The organism is Lolliginicoccus lacisalsi (assembly GCF_014841105.1).
GTDB lineage: Bacteria > Actinomycetota > Actinomycetes > Mycobacteriales > Mycobacteriaceae > Lolliginicoccus > Lolliginicoccus lacisalsi.
Genome location: NZ_JACYWE010000002.1, coordinates 34,434 through 57,260 on the forward strand (window position 1 = coordinate 34,434; position 22,827 = coordinate 57,260).

The window sequence follows — 22,827 nt, forward strand, 5'->3', positions numbered from 1 at the left end:
AGGATCTCGGTGGTGTCGTTCCGGAAGGTGTCGATGTTGTCGCGGATCTGCCCTACCTCGCCCTGGCAGGTGCCGGTGTAGGCAAGGGGGAAGAACACGAGAAGGACGTTCTTGCGGCCCCGGTAGCTGGCGAGCTCGATGTGCTGGTTGTTCTGGTCGCGCAGGGCGAAACCGGGGGCAAGGTCCCCCACAGCGGGCGAGCGTTCCTCGCCCTGGCTGGGTGAGCTGGGGCTCATTGCCGCTTTCCGGCCTTGGCGCGGGGCTGCTCGAGGCGTGCTCCGGTCCAGGCTCCGAGGTTGACGGTGGAGGTCTGGGTGAGTCCGGCCGTGGGCGCGGACTCCGCGATCTCACTGGGCTCGACATATCCGGGGGTGCCGGTCTTGGGGGTGAGCACCCAGATGGCGCCATCCTCCGAGAGCGGGCCGATGGCATCCACGAGCTCGTCGATGAGGTCTCCATCGCCGTCGCGCCACCACAGGAGGACGATGTCGATTACCTCGTCGGTGTCCTCGTCGAGGAGCTCGTCGCCACAGGTCTCCTCGATCGAGTCGCGGATCTCCTCGCTGGCATCGTCGTCCCAGCCGATCTCCTGGACGATCATTCCCTGGGTGATGCCCAGCATTTGTGCGTAGTTCCGAGTGTCCGTCCCGGCCACGTTCGTATGTCCTCCTGCTTCTGTGCCTGGGTGTGCTGGTCCCGTGATCATTGTGCGGTGCGGGGGCTGGTTTGTCAGCAGCGTGGTGCGCTCGCTGTTCCGGTTCCCGCTGTACCGATTCCCGCTGCGGCGTGCGGCGCGGCTTGTCGCGCGATGGCACTGTCCTGGCGGGGCGTGCCGGGGGGATGGTGTTCGTGCTCCTGCTTCACGGAGGTCACCCTACCGGCTTGGGGGTGGTGCTGTCGTCGTTTGCGGTGCGGGCGGGCCGCTGGGCGCGTGCTGGAGGCCGCTGGGCGTGGTGTTTTCGCTGTGGCCCTGCACCGGGGGTGGTCGCGAAAGTAATGTGGGTCATAGGCCGGGCCGCGCTGCGAACCGCGGGGCGTCGCGGTTGTCCACGAGGTACATGCCCACAAGGAGTGATCGAGTGCCTGAGCAGTCATCGAGCGATGGTGTATCACGGGATCGGGATCGCGTGCGGGTGATCCGGGAAGGGATCGCATCGTACTTGCCGGATATCGATCCGGAGGAGACGTCGGAGTGGCTGGAGTCCTTCGATGGGATGCTCGAGCATTCGACGCCGGATCGGGCCAGGTACTTGCTGCTGAGGCTGCTCGAGCGCGCGAACGAGCGGCGTGTCGCGGTCCCGGCGCTGACGTCGACCGATTACGTGAACACCATCACCACGGAGCTCGAGCCAGCCTTCCCTGGTGATGAGGACGTCGAGCGGCGATACCGGGCATGGATCCGCTGGAACGCGGCGATCATGGTGCACCGGGCGCAGCGGCCGGGCGTCGGCGTCGGCGGGCACATCTCGACGTATGCGTCCTCTGCGGCGCTGTACGAGGTCGGCTTCAATCATTTCTTCCGCGGGAAGGACCACCCGGGCGGCGGCGACCACATCTTCATCCAGGGCCATGCCTCGCCGGGGATCTATGCTCGCGCGTTCCTCGAGGGCCGGCTGACCGCCGAGCAGCTCGACGGATTCCGGCAGGAGCACAGTCATCGCGGCGCGGGCGGCGGCCTGCCGTCGTACCCGCACCCGCGCCTGATGCCGGATTTCTGGGAGTTCCCGACGGTCTCGATGGGCCTCGGCCCGATGAACGCGATCTACCAGGCACGCTTCAACCACTACCTGCGGGACCGCGGCATCAAGGACACCTCGGACCAGCACGTGTGGGCCTTCCTCGGCGATGGCGAGATGGATGAGCCGGAGTCGCGGGGGCTGGTGCATGTGGCAGCGATGGAGGGCCTGGACAACCTGACATTCGTGATCAACTGCAACCTGCAGCGGCTCGATGGCCCGGTACGCGGCAATGGCAAGATCATCCAGGAGCTGGAGTCGTTCTTCCGGGGAGCGGGCTGGCATGTGATCAAGGTGATCTGGGGCCGCGAGTGGGACCGCTTGTTCTACGCGGACAAGGACGGGGCGCTGGTGAACCTGATGAACACCACGCCCGACGGTGATTTCCAGACCTACAAGGCCAACGATGGCGGCTACGTCCGGGAGCACTTCTTTGGTCGTGATCCGCGCACGAAGGCGCTGGTGGAGGATCTCTCCGATGCCGAGATCTGGAACCTCAAGCGCGGCGGGCATGACTATCGCAAGGTGTATGCGGCGTACCGCGCGGCGACGGAGCACACTGGCCAGCCGACGGTGATCCTGGCGCACACGATCAAGGGCTACGCTCTCGGCGAGCACTTCGAGGCGCGCAACGCGACGCACCAGATGAAGAAGCTGACGCTCGATGACCTGAAGCATTTCCGCGATACGCAGCGCATCCCGATCAGCGACGAGGAGCTGGAGAAGGACCCGTACCTGCCGCCCTATTACCACCCGGGCGAGGATGCACCGGAGATCAAGTACCTGCTCGAGCGGCGCGAGCAGCTCGGCGGGTTCGTGCCGCAGCGGCGCACCAGGGCGCGGGAGCTGAAGCTGCCGGGCGACAAGCCGTATGCGTCGATCCGCAAGGGATCGGGCAAGCAGGACGTGGCCACGACGATGGCGGTCGTGCGCTTGTTCAAGGAGCTGCTGCGCGATGACGAGATCGGCAAGCGGATCGTGCCGATCATCCCGGACGAGGCACGAACCTTCGGCATGGACTCGTGGTTCCCGACCTTGAAGATCTACAACCGGCATGGGCAGCTGTATACCTCGGTGGATGCGGAACTGATGCTGGCCTACAAGGAGTCGGAGCGCGGGCAGATCCTGCACGAGGGGATCAATGAGGCGGGCTCGGCCGGGTCGTTCATCGCCGCTGGCACCGCGTACGCGACGCACGACGAGCCGATGATCCCGATCTACATCTTCTACTCGATGTTCGGGTTCCAGCGCACCGGTGACAGCTTCTGGGCGGCAGCCGACCAGATGACCAGGGGCTTCATCCTCGGCGCCACCGCGGGCCGCACGACGTTGACGGGCGAGGGCCTGCAGCACGCGGATGGGCATTCGCTCACGCTCGCCTCGACCAACCCGGCGGTGGTGACCTACGATCCGGCGTTCTCGTTCGAGATCGCGCACATCGTCAAGGACGGCCTGCGCCGCATGTTCGGGCCCGAGCCGGAGAACATCTACTACTACATCACCCTGTACAACGAGCCGTTCGTGCAGCCCGCCGAGCCGGAGGGCCTTGACGTGGAGGCGCTGCTACGGGGCATGCACTGCTACTCCCCCGCCACGAGCGGCGGGAAGCGGGCGAGCATCCTGGCCTCGGGGGTCTCGGTGCCGTGGGCCCTGCGCGCGCAGGAGATCCTCGCGAGCGAGTGGGATGTTGCCGCGGACGTGTGGTCGGTGACGTCCTGGACCGAGCTGCGGCGAGACGGTCGCCGCTGCGAGGACGCCGCGCTGCGGGATCCGGGAACCGATAAGGCGGGGGCGTTCGTGACGGCGGCGCTGGGCGACTCGGAAGGACCCTTCGTGGGCGTCTCGGACTTCGAGAGCGCGGTGCCCGACCAGATCCGCACCTGGGTCCCGGGGCACTACGTGACGCTCGGGGCGGATGGCTTCGGCTTCTCGGACACGCGCCCAGCCGCGCGGCGGTTCTTCAACATCGATGCCGAGTCGATCGTGGTCGGCGTGCTGCTCGCGCTGGCCGAGAACGGGGATCTTGACCGGGAGCGCGCGGCCGAGGCTGCCCGCCGCTACCGGATCGACGACGTGGCCGGGGTCTCGGAGCAGACGACCGATCCTGGGGTGGCATGACGAGCACGGCACGGCCGCCGCGCGTTCCGAGCGCGGACAACCCGCTCTCCGACGCGCTGCTGCGACGACTCAAGCAATACTCGGGCCGGCTCTCCACCGAGGCGGTCAAGTCGATGCAGGAGCAGCTCGACTTCTTCGCCGATCTTGATGCCGAGCAGCGCTCGACCGTGCACTTGCTGGTGCAGAACGCGGTGTCGAACTTCGTGGACTGGATGAAGGACCCGGACCGCGACATCTGGAAGACGGTGGACTCCTTCCGCGTGGTCCCCAACGATCTGGCGCGCGGGGTGACGCTGCGGCAGACGGTGGAGATGGTGCGGGTGGCCATGGAGTTCTTCGAGAACTACTTGTCCCGGATCACCCGCAATGATCAACAGCTCCAGGCCTTGACCGTGGCGGTCCTGCGCTACCGGGTGGAGGTCGGCTTCGCGGCCGCGGCGGTCTACGCGACAGCAGCGGAATCGCGGGGCGCGTGGGACACCCGGCTCGAGGCCCTCGTGGTCGATGCGGTGGTGCGCGGCGACTCTGATTCGTCGATGCTGTCACGGGCCGCGACGCTGAACTGGGAGGCGAACGCCCCCGCGACGGTGATTGTAGGTACCCCACCACCGGACAGCGGGGTGTCGGCGGTGTCGACGGTGCACGCGGCGGCGGAGAAGCACCGCCGCTCGGCGCTCTCGGTGGTGCAGGGATCGACCCTGGTGGCGATCATCAATGGCGAGGTTCCGGTGCGCGGGGAATTCATCTCGGACCTGCTCGAGGCATTCTCGGACAGCCATGTGGTGATCGGCCCGACCGCCCCCTCGTTGTCGACAGCGCACACGAGCTGGCGCGAGGCGAACATCGCGTTGCGCGCGGCACCGGGGTGGCGGATGGCTCCCCGGCCGGCGCTGGCATCGGACTTGCTGCCCGAGCGGGCGCTGCTTGGCGACGCCCATGCGGTGCGGGCGCTCAATACGCAGATCGTGACCCCGCTGGCCAAGGCTGCGAACTCGCTGAGCGAGACGCTGGACGTGTACCTCGATGCCGGTGGCGCGGTGGAAGCATGCGCCCGGGCTTTGTTCGTTCATCCCAATACGGTGCGGTACCGGTTGAAGAAGATCGCGGAGATCACGGGCCTCGAGCCGAACAATCCCAGGGATGCGTATGTACTTCGCGTGGCGGAATCCGTGGGTCGATTGATGCGCTCTGATGCTGAACCGTTACTCCAGTTCCCAGACATCACTTCCGTAACATTGTGAAAAAGTTCTCTGTAACGTTCCCAGCGGTGCTGGCGATGCCTGGCCTTACAGGACCCGTTTGTAGGGTTCCCACAAACTATTGCCCCAAGGTTGGTGCTTAAAAACACCTGAGAAACAGGCCTCGAGGGTGTTCCCTGGAGCACGTGATAGCACTACTCGCCCCAGGACAAGGCTCGCAGAAGCCAGGCATGCTCGCGCCATGGCTCGAGCTGCCCTCGGTGCATGACCGGGTTGCCCAGTGGTCCAAGGCCGCTGGGCTCGATCTCGTGCGCCTCGGCACCGTCGCCGAGGCCGACGAGATCACTGACACCGCCGTCACCCAGCCACTGGTAGTCGCATCGGCACTGATCGCGTTCGAGGAGATCGCCCAGCGCGGCTTGCTCGACAAGCTCCCCGAGCTCGGCGGCATCGTGGCCGGCCACTCGGTCGGGGAGCTCGCTGCGGCCGCGATGGCCGGGGTCATCTCGAGCGACGACGCCGTCGCCCTCGCTGCCCTGCGCGGCCGCGAGATGGCCAAGGCATGCGCGGCCGTCGAGACCGGCATGACCGCGGTGCTCGGTGGCGCGGAGGACGATGTCCTTGCCCGCCTCGCCGAGCTGGGCCTCACCCCGGCCAACCGCAATGCCCCCGGGCAGATCGTGGCGGCCGGGCCGATGGAGGCGCTCGCCAAGCTGGCGGAGAACCCGCCCGAGCGCGCCAAGCTGCGCCCCCTCGCTGTCGCGGGAGCGTTCCACACCGAGTTCATGGCACCCGCCCAGGACGCGGTGGCCGAGGCCGCGGCGGACATCGCCACCGAGGATCCGCGCCGGACCCTGCTGTCCAACGCGGACGGGCAGCCCGTGCGGTCGGGAAGCGAAGCGCTCGACCGGATCGTCGCCCAGATCACACGTCCCGTGCGCTGGGACCTGTGCAGTGACACGATCCGCGATAGCGGCGCGGCAGGCCTGGCCGAGCTGGCCCCGGCGGGCACGCTCGCCGGGATCGCGAAGCGCACCATGCGCGGCGTGCCCCAGCTGGCCATCAACACCCCACAGGACCTCGACGAGATCGAAGCCCGCTTCGATCTCGCCGACTGACAACTCAATATCGCCAACTCCAACGAGAAGAAAAATGAGAAGGGAGCCATATTCCATGGCCGCAACCCAGGAAGATATCGTCACCGGCCTTGCCTCGATCATCGAAGAGGTCACGGGCATCGAGCCGTCCGAGGTGACGATCGAGAAGTCCTTCGTTGACGACCTTGATATCGACTCCCTGTCGATGGTGGAGATCGCCGTTCAGACCGAGGACAAGTACGGCATCAAGATCCCCGACGAGGACCTCGCCTCGCTGCGCACCGTCGGCGATGCCGTCTCCTACATCCAGAAGCTCGAGGCCGAGGGTGTTGAAGGCGTCAACACCGATGCCCTCAAGGGTGCTAGCGAGAACTGACCGTGACTGATTCCGCTACTACGTCCACAAGCACCGGGTCCACCAGCTCCACCCGGCCTTCCGTTGTCGTCACCGGCATCGCCGCGACCACGTCGCTCGCTGGCGATATCGATGGCACCTGGAAGAGCCTGCTCGCGGGCGAGAGCGGCATCGAGACGCTCACCGATCCCTGGGTCGAGAAACTCGGCATGCCAGTAACGATCGGTGGGCGGCTCAAGGTCCGGCCCGAGGAGTCACTGACCAAGGTGCAGGTGCGCCGGATGGACTTCGTCGAGCAGCTCGCGCTCGTCCAGGGCCGTAATGCCTGGGCGCACGCGGGCAGCCCGGAGGTCGACAAGGAGCGCCTCGCTGTCGTGCTCGGCACCGGCATCGGTGGCTACGACACGATCGTCAACTCGCACGTCGCCATGCTGGAGGGCGGGGCCCGCAAGGTCTCCCCGATGGCCGTGCCGATGATGATGCCGAACGGGCCCGCCGCCACCATCGCTCTCGAGTACGGCGCCCAGGCAGGCGTCCACACGCCGGTCTCCGCCTGCGCATCCGGCAGCGAGGCCATCGCGCAGGCCTGGCGCATGATCCGGGACGGCGAGGCCGATGTCATCATCACCGGTGGCGTCGAGTCGCAGCTACAGCCCATGGCGATCGCCGGGTTCGCGATGATGCGTGCCATGAGCACGCGCAACGACGATCCCAAGGGTGCCTCGCGCCCGTTCGACAAGGACCGGGACGGGTTCGTCTTCGGCGAGGCCGGCGCGGTCCTCATCCTCGAGCGGGAGGACTTCGCCCGGGCGCGAGGAGCAACGATCCACGCGCGCGTGCTCGGCGCGGGCATCACCTCGGACGGGTTCCACATCGTGGCGCCCGAGCCCGAGGGCACCGGAGCCGCTAGGGCCATGCGCAAGGCGATGGCGCTCGCGGGCGTGGAGGCCAGCGACGTGAGCCACGTCAATGCCCACGCCACTGCCACGCCCGTCGGCGACGTGGCCGAGGCACGCGCGATCAACTCCGCGGTCGGCAACCACGCCGCCATCTACGCGGCGAAGTCAGCGCTCGGCCACTCCATCGGAGCGGTGGGCGCTCTCGAATCGATCCTGACCATCCTGGCAATCCGGGACGGAGTGATTCCTCCGACCCTCAACCTCGACAACCAGGACCCCGATGTCGATCTCGATGTGGTCGCGGGCGAGCCCCGCTACGGCCAGTTCGACATCGCCATCAAGAACTCGTTCGGCTTCGGCGGGCACAACGTCTCGATCGTGTTTGGCCGCGCCTAGGCGCGGGCACGCACCCGGACGTTCGCTGCCAACGGCGTCAGCGAACAGCACGAGCAGCACCACGTAACACATATCGAGACAGAACAGACATAACTAACGAAGCAGTTCGACCGGACTGGGATTTGGAGGAGCGATGACCGTCTTGGCGCCGAGGACCACACGGGATACCACACCCGACCCGCGCGACCCGATGGGCCGCTTGCAGCGATTCTTCGATCCCGGTTCGATCACCCTGCTCCACGCCCGGGACAACTCCGGCGTGCTCGCGGCCGCTGGCCGCGTCGATGGGGTGCGCACCATCGCCTTCTGCACCGACGGCACCATCATGGGTGGCGCCATGGGCGTGGATGGCTGCGCGCACATCGTCAACGCGATCAACACCGCCCTCGAGGAGGAAGTGCCCATCGTAGGGCTGTGGCACTCCGGTGGTGCACGCCTCGCCGAGGGAGTCGAGGCACTGCACGCCGTGGGCCTGATGTTCGAGGCCATGGTGCGCGCCTCCGGCGTGATCCCCCAGATCTCCGTGGTGCTGGGATTCGCTGCCGGCGGTGCCGCCTACGGGCCCGCGCTGACCGACGTCGTCATCATGGCGCCGGATAGCCGCGTCTTCGTCACCGGGCCGGACGTGGTGCGCTCGGTCACCGGCGAGCAGGTCGACATGGAGGCCCTCGGTGGCCCGGCCACCCACACCCGCAAGTCCGGGGTCGCGCACATCGCCGCAGCCGACGAGATGGATGCGATGCACCAGGCGCGCAGCCTCGTCTCGCTGCTCGCCGACCAGGGCGAGATGGACCTCGACGCCGCGCGCCGGGGCGATTCCGACCTGCGCGCCCTGCTGCCCGAGTCCAACCGCCGTGCCTACGACATCCATCCCATCGTGCGCCAGCTGCTCGATCAGGTCGATGCCGGCGACGGCCAGCAGATGTCGAGCTTCATCGAGCTGCAGGCCAAGTGGGCGCCCAATGTGGTCGTGGGATTCGGTCGCCTCGGTGGCCGCACCGTAGGTGTTCTCGCGAACAACCCGCTCCGTCTTGGCGGTTGCCTCAACTCCGAGAGCGCCGAGAAGGCCGCGCGCTTCGTGCGCATCTGCGACCAGTTCGGTGTGCCGCTCGTCGTCCTCGTTGATGTTCCCGGATACCTGCCCGGAGTGAGCCAGGAGTGGGAGGGCGTGGTGCGCCGCGGCGCCAAGCTGCTGCATGCCTTCGCCGATGCCTCGGTGCCCCGGGTGACGCTCGTCCTGCGCAAGGCCTACGGCGGCGCCTACATCGCCATGAACTCCCGCGCTCTCGGCGCGACCAAGGTGTTCGCGTGGCCGGGCGGCGAGGTCGCCGTCATGGGCGCCAAGGCCGCGGTAGGCATCCTCCACAAGCGCGCCCTCGCGGCCGCTGGCACCGAGGAGGAGCGCGAGGCCCTGCACCAGCGCCTCGCCGAGGAGCACGAGGCCATCACCGGCGGTGTCGGCCGCGCGATGGACATCGGTGTCGTTGACGAGCAGATCGATCCATCCGTGACCCGCAGCCGTATCGCGCAGGCCATCGCGGAGACCCCGATCAAGCGGGGCCGCCACAAGAACATCCCGTTGTGATCAGCCAACGCGGCGACTGATCCAGGTCACCTCGGCGCCATCACCAGCGAACCGGTAGGGCTCGAGCTCGTCATCCCAGTCCGTGCCCATCGCTTCATCCAGCGCAGCCGCTAGGTCGTGGGCCCGCTCGGCCATGAGGGCGCGCAGGCGCATCTCGCCGATCACCGTGTCGCCGTTAGCGCTCATCGTGCCGCGCCACAGCCCCAGCGCAGGGGTGTGGCAGAAGCGCTCGCCATCGATGCCCTCGCTCGCGTCCTCGGTGACCTCGAAGCGAAGGTCCTCCCAGACGGACAAGGACATGGCAATCCGTGCGCCGGTCCCCACGGGGCCAACCCAGTTGATGGTCGCGCGCAGCTCGCCGCCCGCGGCCGGTTGTGCCGACCAGCGCACGCGCGAGCGGCAGCCCAGGGTCGCGGCGATCGCCCAGTCCACATGCGGGCACAAGGCGGTCGGCGACGAGTGGACGTGCACAACGCCCGTAGTCGCATCAGCGGTCTGCATCAATGCCGACACTCAAAACACCTCCGGTATCTGGAACAGACGAGAAACGTCTTCCCCAAACGGCTCTCGCACCAGTATCCGGTGGCATGCTCAACGACACGGGCCCGGACGATGCCGGACTGGTGCCGCTGCGTGGACCGCGCGTCGGCGCGGCCCCAGCGAACGCGGCCTGATCCACCCGTGAATCCGGGCTTCCCGTTAGCACAGCGCTTGCTGTTGCAAGATAGTGTGCACACGTGTCGCCGGTCTCGCTAGCGTTTCGACTGATTTTTGTTACTTCTTCGCGATTTCTTCAACTACGGCATCGGACAGCTCCGGCCACCTCGGCTTGGCCCAATCACCGAAGTCCCGATTAGTCAACACGATGAGAGAAATTCGCGGCTGCGGATCGGCCCAGAGGAACGTTCCCGATTGACCGAAATGCCCGAATGTTGCCGAAGTGTTGCGAGAGCCGGTCCAGTGCGGGCGCTTGGCCCCGCGAAGCTCGAAGCCCAGCCCCCAGTCGCACGGCCGCTGCATCCCATATCCTGGGACAATCCCATCGAGCTCAGGGAACACCACTTGTGTTGCCGCGCTAAGAGTCTCGCTAGCCAGCAATCGTGGAGCGAGCAACTCCCCCGCGAACGCCGACAGGTCCGCCAGCGTTGACTCCGCCCCATGTCCCGCTGGGCCGGCCAAGCGAGTGCTCTCCATGCCCAGCGGGGCGAGCACGCCCTCGGACAAGTAATCCGCGAACCGGATATTCGTCTCATTCTCAATCAATTCGGCGAGAACCTCGAATCCCGCGCTCGAATAGATTCGCTTCGCACCCGGCTCCGCGACGCTATTCCGCTCCCCGAAAGCCAGCCCCGAGGCATGCGACAGCAGGTGCCGCACCGTCGCTCCCGGCGGTCCCGCAGGCTGGTCGAGGGCGATCGCGCCCTCCTCCACTGCTAGCAGGACCCCATACGCCACGAGCAGTTTCGTCACCGAAGCCAACGGCACCACACGATCCGGATCGCCCACCGAACCCACCATGCCATCATCGGAGACCACCGCAGCGGCCGCGAAATCCACTGGCCATTCCTCGATCAGCGCAAGACTCTCCACGCCCACCAGGGTAGCCAGTTGCTGCGTCGCCTGGTTGGGTCGCGGGCGGTTGGCGGGCGGGCGGTTGGCGGGCGGGCGGTTGGCGGGCGGGCGGTCCACCACTGGTGGAAACTTTTCCCCCTCCAAGCGGGAAAAGTTTCCACTGGCGGACGAGCTAGCTCTCGACGGCGCCGCGCGCCTCCCGCACCGCTCCGAGCACGCGCTCCACCGCATCGCCGAGCCGCTCGTGCTCCCACACGACGATCAGCGACCAACCGCGCTCCTCGAGCAGCCGCTCCTTGCGCTCATCGCGCGCCACGTTGCCCGCGATCTTGCCCGACCAGTACGTGACGTTGCTCGAGGCCTGCCGATAGTGGTCGGGGCACCCGTGCCAGTAGCAGCCCCGCACCTCAACCGCGATCCGGAGCCGCGTGAACGCGACATCGACCGACATGCGGCGATTTTCCGGGAACGGGCGGTACCGCACCCGGTAGCGCAGGCCCTCGGCGAACAGGGCGCGGCGCAGCGCGAGCTCCGGACCCGTATCCTTGCCACGGATGCGCGCCATGCGCTCCGAGCGTTCCGCCGGGGTCAGGAAATCCGCCACGCCTCCAGTGTCACTCGTGCAAGCGTCTCGGGTGCGCTCCGGTGCACCCCGCCACCCCGCGAGTGTGCGAAAAACGCCGCCCGCACGCGGAAACCGTGTCGTAGATCGCACACTCGCGCAGCCAACCAGCGGAGCACACTCGCGCAGCCAATCCGCGGCCAGCTAGTGCCCGCGCGCGATCCACTCCTCGAGGTGTGGTGCTTCTCCGCCGACAGTGGTGGCCTCGCCGTGGCCGGTGTGCACGCGTGTCTCGCCGGGCAGGGTGAGGATGCGTTCGCGGAGGGAGCGGATGATCGTCGGGAAGTCGGAGAATGATCGCCCGGTGGCGCCAGGTCCGCCGGAGAACAGCGTGTCGCCCGAGAAGAGGGTGCGAGCCTCGGGCAGGTAGAGGCAGATCGAGCCGGGCGAGTGCCCTGGAGTGCGAATGACTTCGAGGTCGGTGCCGGCGATCGCGATGCGCTGCTCGTCCTCGAGGGCGCGGTAGGGCTCCTCGGGATGAGTCATCCGCCATAGCGGATCGTCGCCGGGATGCAGCAGGATGGGCGCGTCGAGCCTCCGGGAGAGCTCCGGGGCGACGGTGACGTGGTCGTTGTGCCCGTGGGTGCAGATCACCGCCCGCACGTGCCGTCCATCCACGGAGTCGATGATGGGCGCGGCCACATGTGCCGCATCGATGATGATCACCTCGTCGTCATCGCCGACGAGCCAGATGTTGTTGTCGACGTCCCACGCGCCGCCGTCGAGCTCGAAGGTGCCGGACGTGGTCACGTGGTCGATCCGCAGTGTGCCGCTCACAGGATCACCACCGAGCGCAGGACTGCACCCTCGTGCATGGCGTGGAAGGCTTTCTCGACCGAATCAAGGCTGATGCGCTCGGTGACGAACTTCTCCAGCGGCAGGCGCCCCTGCAGGTAGAGGTCGACGAGCGCGGGGAAATCCCGCTCGGGCAGGCAGTCGCCGTACCAGGATGACTTCAGCGCGCCGCCGTGGGAGAAGAAGTCGAGCATCGGCATCTCCAGCCGCATGTCCGGGGTGGGCACGCCCACCAGCACCACTGTCCCGGCGAGGTCGCGCGCGTAGAAGGCTTGCTTCCAGGTCTCGGGCCGGCCCACGGCATCGATCACGACGTCCGCGCCGAAGCCTCCGGTGAGCTGCTGCACCGCTTCCACGACGTCGGCGGAGCCCGCATCAACGACGTGGGTGGCGCCGAGCTCGCGCGCCCAGTCGAGCTTCCGTCGGTCTCGGTCCACCGCGATGATGGTGCGTGCCCCAGCGAGCCAGGCGCCCATGATCGCGGCATCCCCCACGCCACCACAGCCGATGACGGCGACGGTGTCCCCGCGTGCCACCCCGCCGGTGTTGACGGCTGCTCCGAGACCAGCCATCACTCCGCAGCCAAGTAGCCCCGCCACGGCAGGATCGGCAGCGGGATCGACCTTGGTGCACTGGCCGGCGTGGACGAGTGTCTTGTCAGCGAACGCGCCGATGCCCAGCGCCGGGGTGAGCTCGGTGCCGTCGGCGAGCGTCATGGGCTGCTCCGCGTTGAACGTGTCGAAGCAGTACTGGGGGCGCCCGCGCTTGCACGCCCGGCATTGGCCGCAGACGGCGCGCCAGTTGAGGATCGCGAAATCACCCGGTGCGACGGATTCCACTCCCTCGCCGACGCTCTCGACGGTCCCTGCGGCCTCGTGGCCGAGGAGGAAGGGGAACTCGTCGTTGATCCCGTCGTCCCGGTAGGCCAGATCGGTGTGGCAGACCCCACAGGCTGCGATGTCGACGACGACCTCGCCCGGGCCTGGGTCGGGGATGGTGATGTCCACGAGCTCCACGGGAGAGCCTTTCGCGCGAGCGATCACGCCCCGCACCTGTTGCGGCATGGTCGTTCCCTTCCTTCCACCGGCTTGGCATTCATGCGCATGAACGCATGGTCCCCACGCTAGCGGCATCGGCTGGCCCCGGCGAGGATCCTGCCCGACAGGCGCGGCACTCCCGCGCGAGTGTGCGCGAAACGACGCCCGAACGCCCGAAATCGGTCGTTTTTCGCACACTCGCATGCCCTAGCCAGCCGCCTACCCGCGCGTGATCCGGAAGTGGCGGTCGTCGGGCGTGCTGAGCATCGCGGTCAGGGTCTTGCGGTCGAACGGCCACAGGTCGATGGTGCCGTCCTCGTTCTGGTACCAGGAGTTGCAGCCGCCGGTGTTCCAGATGGTCGGCCCGATGGCCTCGCGCACCTGCTCGTTGAACTCGCGGGTGGCTTCCTCCGTGGGCTCGGCGGCGGTGAGCTCGCCGGCGCGGAACCGCTGGATGAACTGCAGGATGTAGCGGGACGTCAGTTCCGCGGTGTATTGCAGCGAGATCGATCCGATGGGCGAGTTGGGGCCGAGCAGGGTGAAGAAGTTCGGGAATCCCGGCATGGCGGTCATGCGGTAGGCGCGGGGGCCTTTGACCCACGCCTCGTCGAGGGTGATGCCGTCGCGGCCGGTCAGCTGCATGGGGCGCATGTAGTGGTGGGCCTCGAAGCCGGTCGCGAGGATGATGACGTCGAACTCCCGCTCGATGCCATCGGTGGTGATGATCGACGTCTCGGTGACGCGCTCGATGCCGGCGCTGACGATGTCGACGTTGGGCTGCTGCACGGCCTTGTAGTAGCTGCCGGAGACGACTTGCCGCTTGCAGAGCGGCTCGTACCCGGGGGTGAGCTGTGCCCGCAGCGCGGGGTCACGGACGCTGCGCAAGTGCAGGCGCGCGAGGGATTGCACGAGGCTTCTCCGCCAGCTCGGCCGGGTGGTGATGTCGGCGAGGATGCCCGACGCCCAGAGCGCGGTGCCGTAGACGCGGCGGTTGACCGAGGGCATGCGGGCGAGCGCCTTGCTGATCGCAGCGCTCTGGCGGAGCCCGGTGGGGCCCCACAGCACCCATTGCGGGGTGCGCGCGAACTGGGTGACCTGCCGCGCCTCTGGCTGCAGCGCCGAGACCACTTGCACCCCGGTCGATCCGGTGCCGATGAGCGCTACCCGCTGGCCGCGCGTGGTGACCGTGTCGTCCCATCGCGCGGTATGCACGACCGGTCCGGCGAACGTGTCGAGCCCGTCGATGGCGGGGATGCTGGGGTGGTGCAGGACGCCGGTGGCGGCGATGAGGAAATCGCACTCGTAGCGATCCCCGCTGGCGGTCTCGACGACCCACCCGGGATCGGTGTAGCGCGCCGAGGTGACGGTCGTGCCGGTGCGGAGGCGGGGGCCGAGGCCGAACTGCTCGACCACATCGCGGTGGTACTGCTGGATCTCGGGTCCGGTGGCGAAGACGCGCTTCCAGTCCGGCTTCGGGGCGAACGAGTATTGGTACAGGTGGGAGGGCACGTCACACGTGAGCCCGGGGTAGCGGTTCCAGTGCCACACTCCCCCGACGTCGGTGCCCTTCTCGAGGATCAGGAAGTCCTCGATCCCGGCCTGGCGCAATGTCGTGCCCATGGCGATGCCGGACATTCCCGCGCCGATGATGACGGCAAGAACTCGGTGGCTCATCGCAGTCCTTCCAGGGTCGCGACGCGCTGCGGGAGCGTGGCGAGAGCATGCTCGGATACGGCTTCGCGGCGCCGGTGGTCCATGAGGTTGCCGCCCCTCACCTCGAGATCGCTCGCGATGGCATCGAGCACGACGACGCGGGTTGCCGCCTGCTCCAGGCGCGTGATCTCGGCGCGCAGGCCACGGGTCATGCCGCGGCGCAGCAGCCGGTCCTCGCCGCGGCCGAGCAGGCCGGGCGCTCGATCCCCCGACAGCGAGGCCATCGGCGCGATCACGATGGCTTCATCGATCCTGTTACCGACGGGATCGTCCGCGAGCAGGTCAACGGATGCGGTGGACGCTGCCCCGCCATCGATGTAGCGCCGCCCGTCGATCTCCACGGGCGGGAACCAGCCAGGGATCGCCCACGACGCCTGCAGTGCCTCGCCGACGGAGGCCGACGGGCTTCCAGGGGCGCCGAACGCGACGCGCTCGCCGGTGTCGTAGTCCATGGCGACCAGGCGCAGCCCGGCATGGTCGGGCCAGCTAGCGCGAGGGTTGAGGGAGATGGCGAGTCGCTCGAGCCAGGCGGGATCACCACTGCCGCGGGGCGCGATCCCCGACAGTGCCGCGAGTCCGCGAGCGCGGCGCAGCAGCCCGAGGGAGCCCAGGCGGGCACGTGGCAGGGGCGGGAAGCGGCCGGGAGCGTCGGCGAGATGAGCACGCAGCCGCTTGTCGTCGGTGGTGCCGAGTTGCATCGCGACGAGTTGGTCGACGCTGATGCCACTGCCGAGCATGGTGGCGAGCTCCGCTCCCGCGGACGTTCCCTGGATGACGTCGGCGGTGCGCGGGTCCCACTCGAGGTGGTCGGCGAGCGCCTTGAGCGCAGCGATGGTCCAGGCCCCGCCGAGGGTCCCGCCGCAGCCGAGGACGAGCGCGCGTCGTGTCGTGATGCTCATTCGTTGCCTCCGAGCTGGCTGGCGATACGGTCCTCGTAGGGGCGGCGGGCGTGATGGTCGAGCTGGTCGAGGGCGCGCCGGTCGTTGATGAGCGCGCGCCCGATGCGCTCGATCAGCTCGGGCACCAGGGCATTCATCAGTGCTACCGCGGGATGGACGAAGCGGGGCACGGAGACCTCGGCGGCACGGGTCCGGACGGTGCGGACGATCGCCCGGGCGACGTCCTCGGGATCGACGGTGGGCAGCGCTCCACCGAGCTGGGCGCCGGAGGACAGCTCGGTGCGCACGGCACTGGGCATGACGCAGCTGAAGCTGACGCCGGTTCGCGCGTTCTCGGCCCGCAGCGCGCTGGAGAGTCCGACGGCGGCGAACTTGCTGGCGTTGTACATCGCCATGCCGGGGATCGGGAGCTTGCCCGCCATCGAGGCGACAGTGACGATATGGCCGCTACGGCGCTCGAGCATCCCGGGCAGGACAGCGCGCGTGCCATGCGCGGGACCGTGCACGTTGATGTCGATCATGAGGCGGGAGAGCGCGTCGGGCTGGTCGAGGAACGGACCCAGCGGCATGATCCCGGCATTGTTGACGAGCACGTCGATGCCACCGGTGTGCTCGGTGACCGCTGCGACGAAGTCTATCCACGACCCAGGCTTGGTGACGTCGAGGTGCGCGGCGTGGGCGTTGTCCAGGGTGGCTGCGGTCTCCTCGGCGAGGCGGGTGTCGAGATCGCCGATCCAGACGGTGGCGCCACGCTCGCTGAAGGCGCGGGCGGTGGCGGCACCGATGCCTCGTGCGCCGCCCGTCACGATGACCGTGGCGCCGTCGAGGCGTATTGCGGGGTAGCGAGGCATGGGGAGGCTCCGATCCAGATACACAACGTTTCTCGCTTCTCGCAGATGAGAGTACAGAGTGTTTCTCGGATGTCAATGGGCGGCGATAGGGCTTGCTGTCGTGGTGGCGGCGCCCAGGCATGACGCGTGCGACCGGCGTCGGTGGCGGCACGGGCGGAAGCAGCCCTGGCCCACCAGCCCCGCCTCAGTGGAAGCTTTTCCCCCTCCCAGCGGAAAAAGTTTCCACTCCCCGCGCAGGTGCCGCCGGGAGCAGGTGCCGCCCGCGCAGGTGCCGCCGGAACCCAGCCCGATCAGCCGAGCTCGAACGAGGTGACCCCGAAGATCCGAGGCAACGGCAAACCGGGATCCGGGCCCCGATACATCCGGCCCGTCTCGAACACGACCTCCATTCCACGCTCGGCCGCCAGTCGCCCCGCGGCGCCGTTGGGCTCGGGCGCATCCAGGAAAACCCGTGCCCTGCCGCCCGCGCACGCCACGAGGTCATCGAGCAATTCCTCCGCGAGGCCAGGAGAATCCGCGAAAAGGGGCCCCACCTTCCAGCCGTCGCGGCAACGCCGGATCGTTCCGGATGCCACTACCGCGCCCTCGACCGCGATGAACCGGGTGTGCGAATCCGGCAGCGACCACCACGCCTCGAGGAAGGCCCGGCGCCCCGCCGGGAAATGCTGCCGGTCATGGGCGACGAGAGCGTCGCGCACGGCCCCGGTGACCGATCGTGCCCGCGCGGAGGCGCGCCCCTCGAGGACGCCGCCATGCCGGAACGAGGAGAAGGCGCGAACGAAGCCGGAGCGCGCGTAAGCCTCCTGCTGCTCGACCACCGCGTCGAGGCCCACTGTGGGAACGTCCGCGAGCGATGCCATCGCCTCGCCCCACAGGCGGTAGCCGATGCCACGGCCTCGCCAGTGCGGGCTCACGATGTAGAAGCCGATGAACCCGAGCTCCGCGCCGTAGCGCACCGCGGAGATCGTCGCGACCAGTTCATCGCCCCACCAAGCGCCACGAAACCCCGTGGTATCCGCCGCTGCGAACGCGTCAGCATCATGCAGGCCGGGGTTCCAGCCCTCCGCTGCCGCCCACTCGACGGCCGTCCGCACCCCGCCGATGTCGAGGATCCTGCTGGCATACCCGCCCATCCGGCCTCCCGCCATTCGCTTCCCAGGATATTGCCGCGCCGCTGCGCGCGACAAGGCCCCGGGACCGGCGATCACCACGCACTACACTGTCGTTCGACCATCCGAGACCGCGCCAACCAGGACCGCGCCAACCAGTACCGCGCCAACCAGGACCGAAGGGAGCATCGTGCCCGACAGCCGGCAACGCTCCCTCGTCCCCGACGAGTTCGACGGGCACCTCCCTCGCCACCGGCACAACCTCACGCGCGAGCAGGTCAAGCAGAGCCAATCGGCGCGGATCATCAACGCGGCCATCGAGCTGTTCGCCTCCCGCGGCTATGCCGCCACCACGGTTCTCGACATCGTCAAGCGCGCCGGGGTATCCCGCAAGACGTTCTACGAGCTATTCGACACCAAGGAAGCCGTGATCGTCGCCGCCTACCGCGCCTTCGATACCTTCCTCCGCGACGCTGGCATGACGGCGAGCAACAACACCTCCCTCACCACGCCCGAGCAACTGCGCGAGCTCGTGCGAGCACTGCTCACCCTCCTCGGTGCCTATCCCGCTGGGGCGCGCATGTTCTTCCTCGAGGTCCTTGGCGCGGGCGATGATGTGCGGCGGCGCCGCGCTGCCGCGATCACCCAGTTCACCGATGTCCTCGGGCTGCCCTTGCAGCACCTCCGCGCGAGCCTCGATCCCGGCCTGCCGCCCCTCGATGCAATCCTCGTGCGCGGCCTCGTCGGTGGGGGCATGGAGATGATCGTCGATCACCTCGTCCACCACGAGCCCGGTACCATCGCCGACCTCACCGAGGACGTCACCCACCTCATCCTCGGAGTCACCGCGCCGAGACACGAGGCTCCCCGCTAGGGCACGCGGAACCCGGCCTCGGCCATCACTCGCTGCCCGTCCTGACTGGTGAGCAGTTCAACGAACTTCCGGGCGGCCGGGCTCTCCCCGGCGAGGCCGAGCAGCGCCACCGGGTAGGTGTTCACGGCTCGCGCCGCCTCGGGAAATGCCACTGCGCTGACCCTATCCCCAACGGCACGAGCGTCGGTGACGTAGACGAGCCCAGCATCCGCCTGGCCGGAGCTCACTTTGGCGAGAACCCCTGCCACCGAGGATTCCTCACTCAGCGGACTGAGGGTGACTCCCGCCTGGCTCGCTGCAGCCTGGGCGGCCGCGCCGCAGGGAACCTGGGGCGCGCACGTCACGACGAGCAATGAAGGATCCGTGAGGTCAGCAAGCGAACTGATTCCTTCCGGGTTGCCGGGCGCGGTGATGATCGTCAGCACGTTCGCGGCGAAATCCACCGGATCGCTAGCAACGAGGCCGGCGTCAACGACCTTCTGCATGTTCGCCTCGTTCGCGGAGGCGAACACATCCGCCGAGGCGCCGGCGATCAGCTGGGCGGCGAGATCCGAGGAGCCCGCGAAGCTCAGCTCGACATCGATCCCGGGATTGCGGGCCTCGAAGATCCCGGCAAGCTCGGTGAAGGATGCTTGCAGGGATGCCGCCGCGTATACGGTGATCCGCTCCCCTGACCTGGGTTGGTCCGCGCATCCACTGACAACCACCGCCGCGACCGCGAGCAACCCCGCTAGCGCTCCCCTCACCCCGTACCCCTTCCGCAGAAACGGACCCAAAAGCCGTTTTTCCCCGTGCATGCGTCAGGATAGCCCGTTGCGACTAGGATCGTGCGTATGGTGGCAGTGCGAATCCGGCAAGCGGCCGAGCTCCTGGGCGTCAGCGACGACACCGTGCGTCGCTGGATCGATAGCGGCACCCTGCCGAGCCACAAGGACAAATCCGGGCGCAAGGTGATCGACGGGCGCGACCTCGCCGAGTTCGCGCGCTCGCACGCCGCGGCCCCCACCGATCCGATCGGCATCGGCAGCTCCGCGCGCAACCGCCTCACCGGCCTCGTCACGCGCGTCACCTCCGACACCGTCATGTCCCAGGTGGAGATGCAGTGCGGGCCCTTCACCATCGTCTCGCTGATGAGCACCGACTCCGTCCACGATCTCGGTCTCGAACCGGGCAGCATCGCGGTAGCCGTGGTCAAGGCAACAACCGTGATCGTGGAGACTCCTCGCCCGTGATGCCGCGCTGGATACTCCTCCCGGCCGCCGCGGGCGCACTCTTCATCCTCGTTCCGATCGTCGCGCTCACCGGTGTGGTCGACTGGCCCCGGTTCATCAGCCTCATCACCTCCGAATCGTCGCTCGCCGCGCTGGGGCTGAGCCTGCGCACCGCCACCGCGAGCACCCTGTTGTGCCTCATCCTCGGCACCCCGATGGCTCTGGTGCTGGCACGCGGCTCGTTCCCCGGCCTGCGCCTGGTCCGAGCATTGATCCTGCTGCCGCTGGTGCTGCCCCCGGTCGTGGGAGGCATCGCGCTGCTCTACGCCTTCGGCCGCCAGGGGCTGCTCGGCGAGCACCTCGAGGCATTGGGCATCCGCATTGCCTTCAGCACCACCGCGGTCGTGCTCGCCCAGGCCTTCGTTGCGATGCCGTTCCTCGTGCTCAGCATCGAGGGTGCGCTACGGACCGCAGGCACGCGCTACGAGGCAGTCGCCGCCACCCTCGGGGCCCGGCCCACCACCGTGCTGCGGCGCGTCACGGTGCCGCTCGTCCTGCCCGGCTTCCTCTCCGGCACCGTGCTGGCATTCGCGCGGGCGCTCGGCGAGTTCGGCGCCACGCTCACCTTCGCCGGCAGCCTGCAGGGCGTCACCCGCACCCTGCCTCTGGAGATCTACTTGCAGCGCGAGACCGACCCTGATGCGGCGGTCGCGCTGTCGCTCGTCCTCGTGGCAGTGGCGGTCGTGATCGTGGCCTCGGTGTACCGGCGGGCCGCATGAGCAGCCTGCACGCGCGGGTCACCGACCCCGACCGCGGCATCGACGCTGAGCTGGCTGTCGAAGCGGAAACAGTGACGGCCATCCTCGGGCCGAACGGGGCTGGCAAATCGACCCTTCTCACCACGATCGCCGGGCTGCACCATCCCCCGGTTGCCCACATCGAGCTCGGTGGCAGGAACCTCGAAGGCATCCCGCCGCATCGGCGCCGTGTCGCGTTGCTCGCGCAGCAGCCACTGTTGTTCCCGCACATGACCGTGCTCGAGAATGTCGCCTTCGCACCCCGCAGCGCAGGCGCGAGCAGGTCCGAGTCACGCACGATCGCCGCCCAGTGGCTCGAAGAGGTCGAAGCCACCGAGCTCGCGGCGCGCAAGCCGCACCAGATCTCCGGGGGCCAAGCACAGCGGATCGCGGTCGCTCGCGCGCTCGCTGCCGGTCCCGAGCTGCTGCTGCTCGACGAACCCATGGCCGCGCTCGACGTCGCGGCCGCGCCCGCGTTGCGGTCACTGCTGCGCAGGGTCCTTCGCGAGGCGGGAGAAACGGCCATCCTCGTCACCCACGATCCGCTCGACGCGCTCGGCCTTGCTGACCGGGCGATCATCGTCGACAACGGCCGCATCGTCGAGGACGGAAGCGTCCACACCGTCCTCTCGCACCCCCGCAGCAGCTTCGGGGCGCGCATCGCGGGAGTCAACATCTGTTTCGGCCGCGTCGTCGAGCCCGGTTGCCTACGCACTGTGACAGGCCAGCATGTCCACGGGATAGCGGCGGAACCTCTGCCCACCGGCAGCAACGCGGTCGCGATATTCTCGCCCACCGCGGTCGCGGTCTACGCCCAGGCGCCCCACGGCAGCCCCCGCAACCACTTCACCGTCACCGTCTCCGGGCAGGAGCATCGCGGCAGCCTCATTCGCATCACCGGCCAGGACAGTGACGAACAGCCCGGGCTCATGGCCGACATCACCCCCGCCGCCGCGGCAGAGCTCGACCTCGCGCCCGGCGCGGAAGTGCAGCTCGTGGTCAAAGCGACCGAGACGCGGATCTATCCGGCGTGAAGCGAGGGTTGAAAGTGGGGCGGGCGGGGCTCGAACCCGCGACCAGCGGATTATGAGTCCGCGGCTCTAACCGACTGAGCTACCGCCCCTCGAAGGCAGACCTACCTTACACACAAGATCAGGCCCCTCAGTGCATTGAGGGGCCTGATGGCGTGCTCCTCCGGCTGGACTCGAACCAGCAACCGTCCGATTAACAGTCGGATGCTCTGCCAATTGAGCTACGGAGGACCGTTCATTGCCTGCTTGTAGGCCTTGACGACAATAGCGCATCGGGGGGCGGTTGCGCCAACCGGTTCGTGATGTAGTCGATGAGCTGCGAAGTTGTGTCCCGACCGGACTATGGGCGCTCGCTAGGGCAAGATGGGGGCGGTCGGATCAACGAGCAACGGGAGCCCCGGGAGGCTTGGCAGATGATTGGTGTTGTTGTAGGCGTGGCTGCCGGCTACGTGCTGGGTACCCGAGCGGGGCGCGAGCGGTACGAGCAGCTCAACCGCGTCGCCCGCACGATCGCGACGAGCCCCGCGACCAAGAAGGCCGTAGCCGTGGGACGCCAGAAGCTCTCCGAGGCACTCTCGACGGCGCCACAGCTCGAGCGGGTGGCGGAGATCGACGAGACCACCTCGGTGTACGCCCCGCAGGGTGCCACCAGAAATGGGATGGCGGATCGTGATGGCGCTGCGCGGAGCCCGCGCGGCTAGGTTTTTCGGGCTGAATCTTCCGGGCTGGGTCGGTGGCCGAGGCTGGGTTCTCCGGGCTGGGTTCTCCGGGCTGGGTTCTCCGGGCTGGGTTCTCCGGGCTGGGTTCTCCGGGCTGGGTCGGTGGCCGAGGCTGGTGTCCGACGAGCTAGCTGGCGCGCTCCCGCCACCTGTACAGCATTCCGGCTACCGTAGCGGCGCTCCGACCACCGATATATGGGTGGCTGCTTCCC

At 68.1% G+C, this 22,827-nt stretch carries 23 protein-coding genes and 2 tRNA genes; 11 read left to right on the forward strand and 14 right to left on the reverse strand.

Annotation, left to right across the window (positions count from 1 at the left end; translation table 11 throughout):
- Positions 1–236: redoxin domain-containing protein (locus tag HT102_RS15815; protein WP_225443208.1), on the reverse strand; the 236-nt coding region annotated here is incomplete at its 3' end.
- The gene (locus HT102_RS03625; RefSeq protein ID WP_225443243.1) at positions 233–622 is read right to left on the reverse strand and encodes a DUF3052 domain-containing protein; all 390 of its coding nucleotides are present in this window, start codon (positions 620–622) and stop codon (positions 233–235) included. The genes HT102_RS15815 and HT102_RS03625, both read right to left, overlap by 4 nt.
- Before the next feature lie 436 nt (positions 623–1,058).
- Here HT102_RS03625 and aceE point away from each other — a divergent pair, with 436 nt between their 5' ends.
- The 6 genes from aceE (at position 1,059) to HT102_RS03655 (ending at position 9,385) form a co-directional block, all read left to right on the forward strand.
- Positions 1,059–3,854 (forward strand): pyruvate dehydrogenase (acetyl-transferring), homodimeric type, encoded by a 2,796-nt coding sequence (gene aceE / locus HT102_RS03630; protein ID WP_192038072.1) that lies wholly within the window; start codon positions 1,059–1,061, stop codon positions 3,852–3,854.
- The gene (locus tag HT102_RS03635) at positions 3,851–5,095 is read left to right on the forward strand and encodes a PucR family transcriptional regulator (RefSeq protein ID WP_192038073.1); all 1,245 of its coding nucleotides are present in this window, start codon (positions 3,851–3,853) and stop codon (positions 5,093–5,095) included. The genes aceE and HT102_RS03635 overlap by 4 nt, the downstream gene beginning before the upstream one ends.
- A gap of 143 nt (positions 5,096–5,238) precedes the next feature.
- The gene (locus tag HT102_RS03640; RefSeq protein WP_192038074.1) at positions 5,239–6,171 is read left to right on the forward strand and encodes an ACP S-malonyltransferase; all 933 of its coding nucleotides are present in this window, start codon (positions 5,239–5,241) and stop codon (positions 6,169–6,171) included.
- A 55-nt stretch (positions 6,172–6,226) separates the two neighbouring features.
- The gene (gene acpM, locus HT102_RS03645) at positions 6,227–6,526 is read left to right on the forward strand and encodes a meromycolate extension acyl carrier protein AcpM (RefSeq protein WP_149361367.1); all 300 of its coding nucleotides are present in this window, start codon (positions 6,227–6,229) and stop codon (positions 6,524–6,526) included.
- 2 nt (positions 6,527–6,528) lie between these two features.
- Positions 6,529–7,800 (forward strand): KasA/KasB family beta-ketoacyl-ACP synthase, encoded by a 1,272-nt coding sequence (locus HT102_RS03650; protein WP_192038075.1) that lies wholly within the window; start codon positions 6,529–6,531, stop codon positions 7,798–7,800.
- A gap of 133 nt (positions 7,801–7,933) precedes the next feature.
- Positions 7,934–9,385 (forward strand): acyl-CoA carboxylase subunit beta, encoded by a 1,452-nt coding sequence (locus tag HT102_RS03655; protein WP_192038076.1) that lies wholly within the window; start codon positions 7,934–7,936, stop codon positions 9,383–9,385.
- On the opposite strand, the gene HT102_RS03660 is transcribed toward HT102_RS03655, so the two are convergent.
- The 9 genes from HT102_RS03660 to HT102_RS03700 all read right to left on the reverse strand — a co-directional run bounded on the left by HT102_RS03660 (position 9,386) and on the right by HT102_RS03700 (position 18,022).
- A complete protein-coding gene (locus HT102_RS03660; RefSeq protein ID WP_225443245.1) occupies positions 9,386–9,886 on the reverse strand; it encodes a DUF3145 domain-containing protein in 501 nt (166 codons plus the stop codon).
- Between the two features lie 273 nt (positions 9,887–10,159).
- Positions 10,160–10,975 carry a serine hydrolase domain-containing protein gene (locus tag HT102_RS03665; RefSeq protein ID WP_192038408.1) on the reverse strand — a complete coding sequence of 272 codons (816 nt, stop codon included), beginning with the start codon at positions 10,973–10,975 and terminating at the stop codon, positions 10,160–10,162.
- 154 nt (positions 10,976–11,129) lie between these two features.
- Positions 11,130–11,561: a very short patch repair endonuclease gene (locus HT102_RS03670; protein WP_333473269.1), complete on the reverse strand. Its 432-nt coding sequence runs from the start codon at positions 11,559–11,561 to the stop codon at positions 11,130–11,132.
- 162 nt (positions 11,562–11,723) lie between these two features.
- Positions 11,724–12,356, reverse strand: coding sequence for an MBL fold metallo-hydrolase (locus tag HT102_RS03675; protein WP_192038078.1), 633 nt, complete (start codon positions 12,354–12,356; stop codon positions 11,724–11,726).
- On the reverse strand, positions 12,353–13,438 hold the full coding sequence (locus HT102_RS03680) for an S-(hydroxymethyl)mycothiol dehydrogenase (protein ID WP_192038079.1): 1,086 nt from the start codon (positions 13,436–13,438) through the stop codon (positions 12,353–12,355). Before HT102_RS03680 ends, HT102_RS03675 begins: the two co-directional genes overlap by 4 nt.
- 192 nt (positions 13,439–13,630) lie before the next feature.
- The gene (locus HT102_RS03685) at positions 13,631–15,085 is read right to left on the reverse strand and encodes a flavin-containing monooxygenase (RefSeq protein ID WP_192038080.1); all 1,455 of its coding nucleotides are present in this window, start codon (positions 15,083–15,085) and stop codon (positions 13,631–13,633) included.
- Complete coding sequence (locus HT102_RS03690) at positions 15,082–16,023, reverse strand: patatin-like phospholipase family protein (RefSeq protein ID WP_192038081.1); 942 nt, start codon at positions 16,021–16,023, stop codon at positions 15,082–15,084. Before HT102_RS03690 ends, HT102_RS03685 begins: the two co-directional genes overlap by 4 nt.
- Complete coding sequence (locus HT102_RS03695) at positions 16,020–16,874, reverse strand: SDR family oxidoreductase (RefSeq protein WP_192038082.1); 855 nt, start codon at positions 16,872–16,874, stop codon at positions 16,020–16,022. The genes HT102_RS03690 and HT102_RS03695 overlap by 4 nt, the downstream gene beginning before the upstream one ends.
- 290 nt (positions 16,875–17,164) lie before the next feature.
- On the reverse strand, positions 17,165–18,022 hold the full coding sequence (locus tag HT102_RS03700) for a GNAT family N-acetyltransferase (protein WP_225443209.1): 858 nt from the start codon (positions 18,020–18,022) through the stop codon (positions 17,165–17,167).
- 151 nt (positions 18,023–18,173) lie between these two features.
- On the opposite strand from HT102_RS03700, the gene HT102_RS03705 reads away from it, so the two are divergent.
- Positions 18,174–18,857, forward strand: coding sequence for a TetR/AcrR family transcriptional regulator (locus HT102_RS03705; protein ID WP_192038083.1), 684 nt, complete (start codon positions 18,174–18,176; stop codon positions 18,855–18,857).
- Here the strand turns inward: HT102_RS03705 and modA are convergent.
- Positions 18,854–19,654, reverse strand: a complete 801-nt coding sequence (gene modA, locus HT102_RS03710; RefSeq protein WP_192038084.1) for a molybdate ABC transporter substrate-binding protein — start codon at positions 19,652–19,654, stop codon at positions 18,854–18,856. The genes HT102_RS03705 and modA overlap by 4 nt on opposite strands.
- Positions 19,655–19,690: 36 nt before the next feature.
- Here modA and HT102_RS03715 point away from each other — a divergent pair, with 36 nt between their 5' ends.
- Genes HT102_RS03715 through HT102_RS03725 form a run of 3 tightly spaced genes read left to right on the forward strand, consistent with a single transcriptional unit; the run spans position 19,691 to position 21,899 of the window.
- A complete protein-coding gene (locus HT102_RS03715) occupies positions 19,691–20,089 on the forward strand; it encodes a TOBE domain-containing protein (RefSeq protein WP_192038085.1) in 399 nt (132 codons plus the stop codon).
- Complete coding sequence (locus HT102_RS03720; RefSeq protein ID WP_192038086.1) at positions 20,089–20,847, forward strand: ABC transporter permease; 759 nt, start codon at positions 20,089–20,091, stop codon at positions 20,845–20,847. Before HT102_RS03715 ends, HT102_RS03720 begins: the two co-directional genes overlap by 1 nt.
- Positions 20,844–21,899: a sulfate/molybdate ABC transporter ATP-binding protein gene (locus HT102_RS03725; protein WP_192038087.1), complete on the forward strand. Its 1,056-nt coding sequence runs from the start codon at positions 20,844–20,846 to the stop codon at positions 21,897–21,899. Before HT102_RS03720 ends, HT102_RS03725 begins: the two co-directional genes overlap by 4 nt.
- A 15-nt stretch (positions 21,900–21,914) precedes the next feature.
- On the opposite strand, the gene HT102_RS03730 is transcribed toward HT102_RS03725, so the two are convergent.
- Both HT102_RS03730 and HT102_RS03735 read right to left on the reverse strand, forming a co-directional pair.
- Positions 21,915–21,988 (reverse strand) — tRNA-Ile (locus HT102_RS03730).
- Between the two features lie 66 nt (positions 21,989–22,054).
- Positions 22,055–22,127: transfer RNA gene (locus HT102_RS03735), tRNA-Asn, on the reverse strand.
- A 182-nt stretch (positions 22,128–22,309) separates the two neighbouring features.
- Here HT102_RS03735 and HT102_RS03740 point away from each other — a divergent pair.
- A complete protein-coding gene (locus tag HT102_RS03740) occupies positions 22,310–22,597 on the forward strand; it encodes a hypothetical protein (RefSeq protein ID WP_192038088.1) in 288 nt (95 codons plus the stop codon).
- The last annotated feature ends 230 nt before the right edge of the window (positions 22,598–22,827 follow it).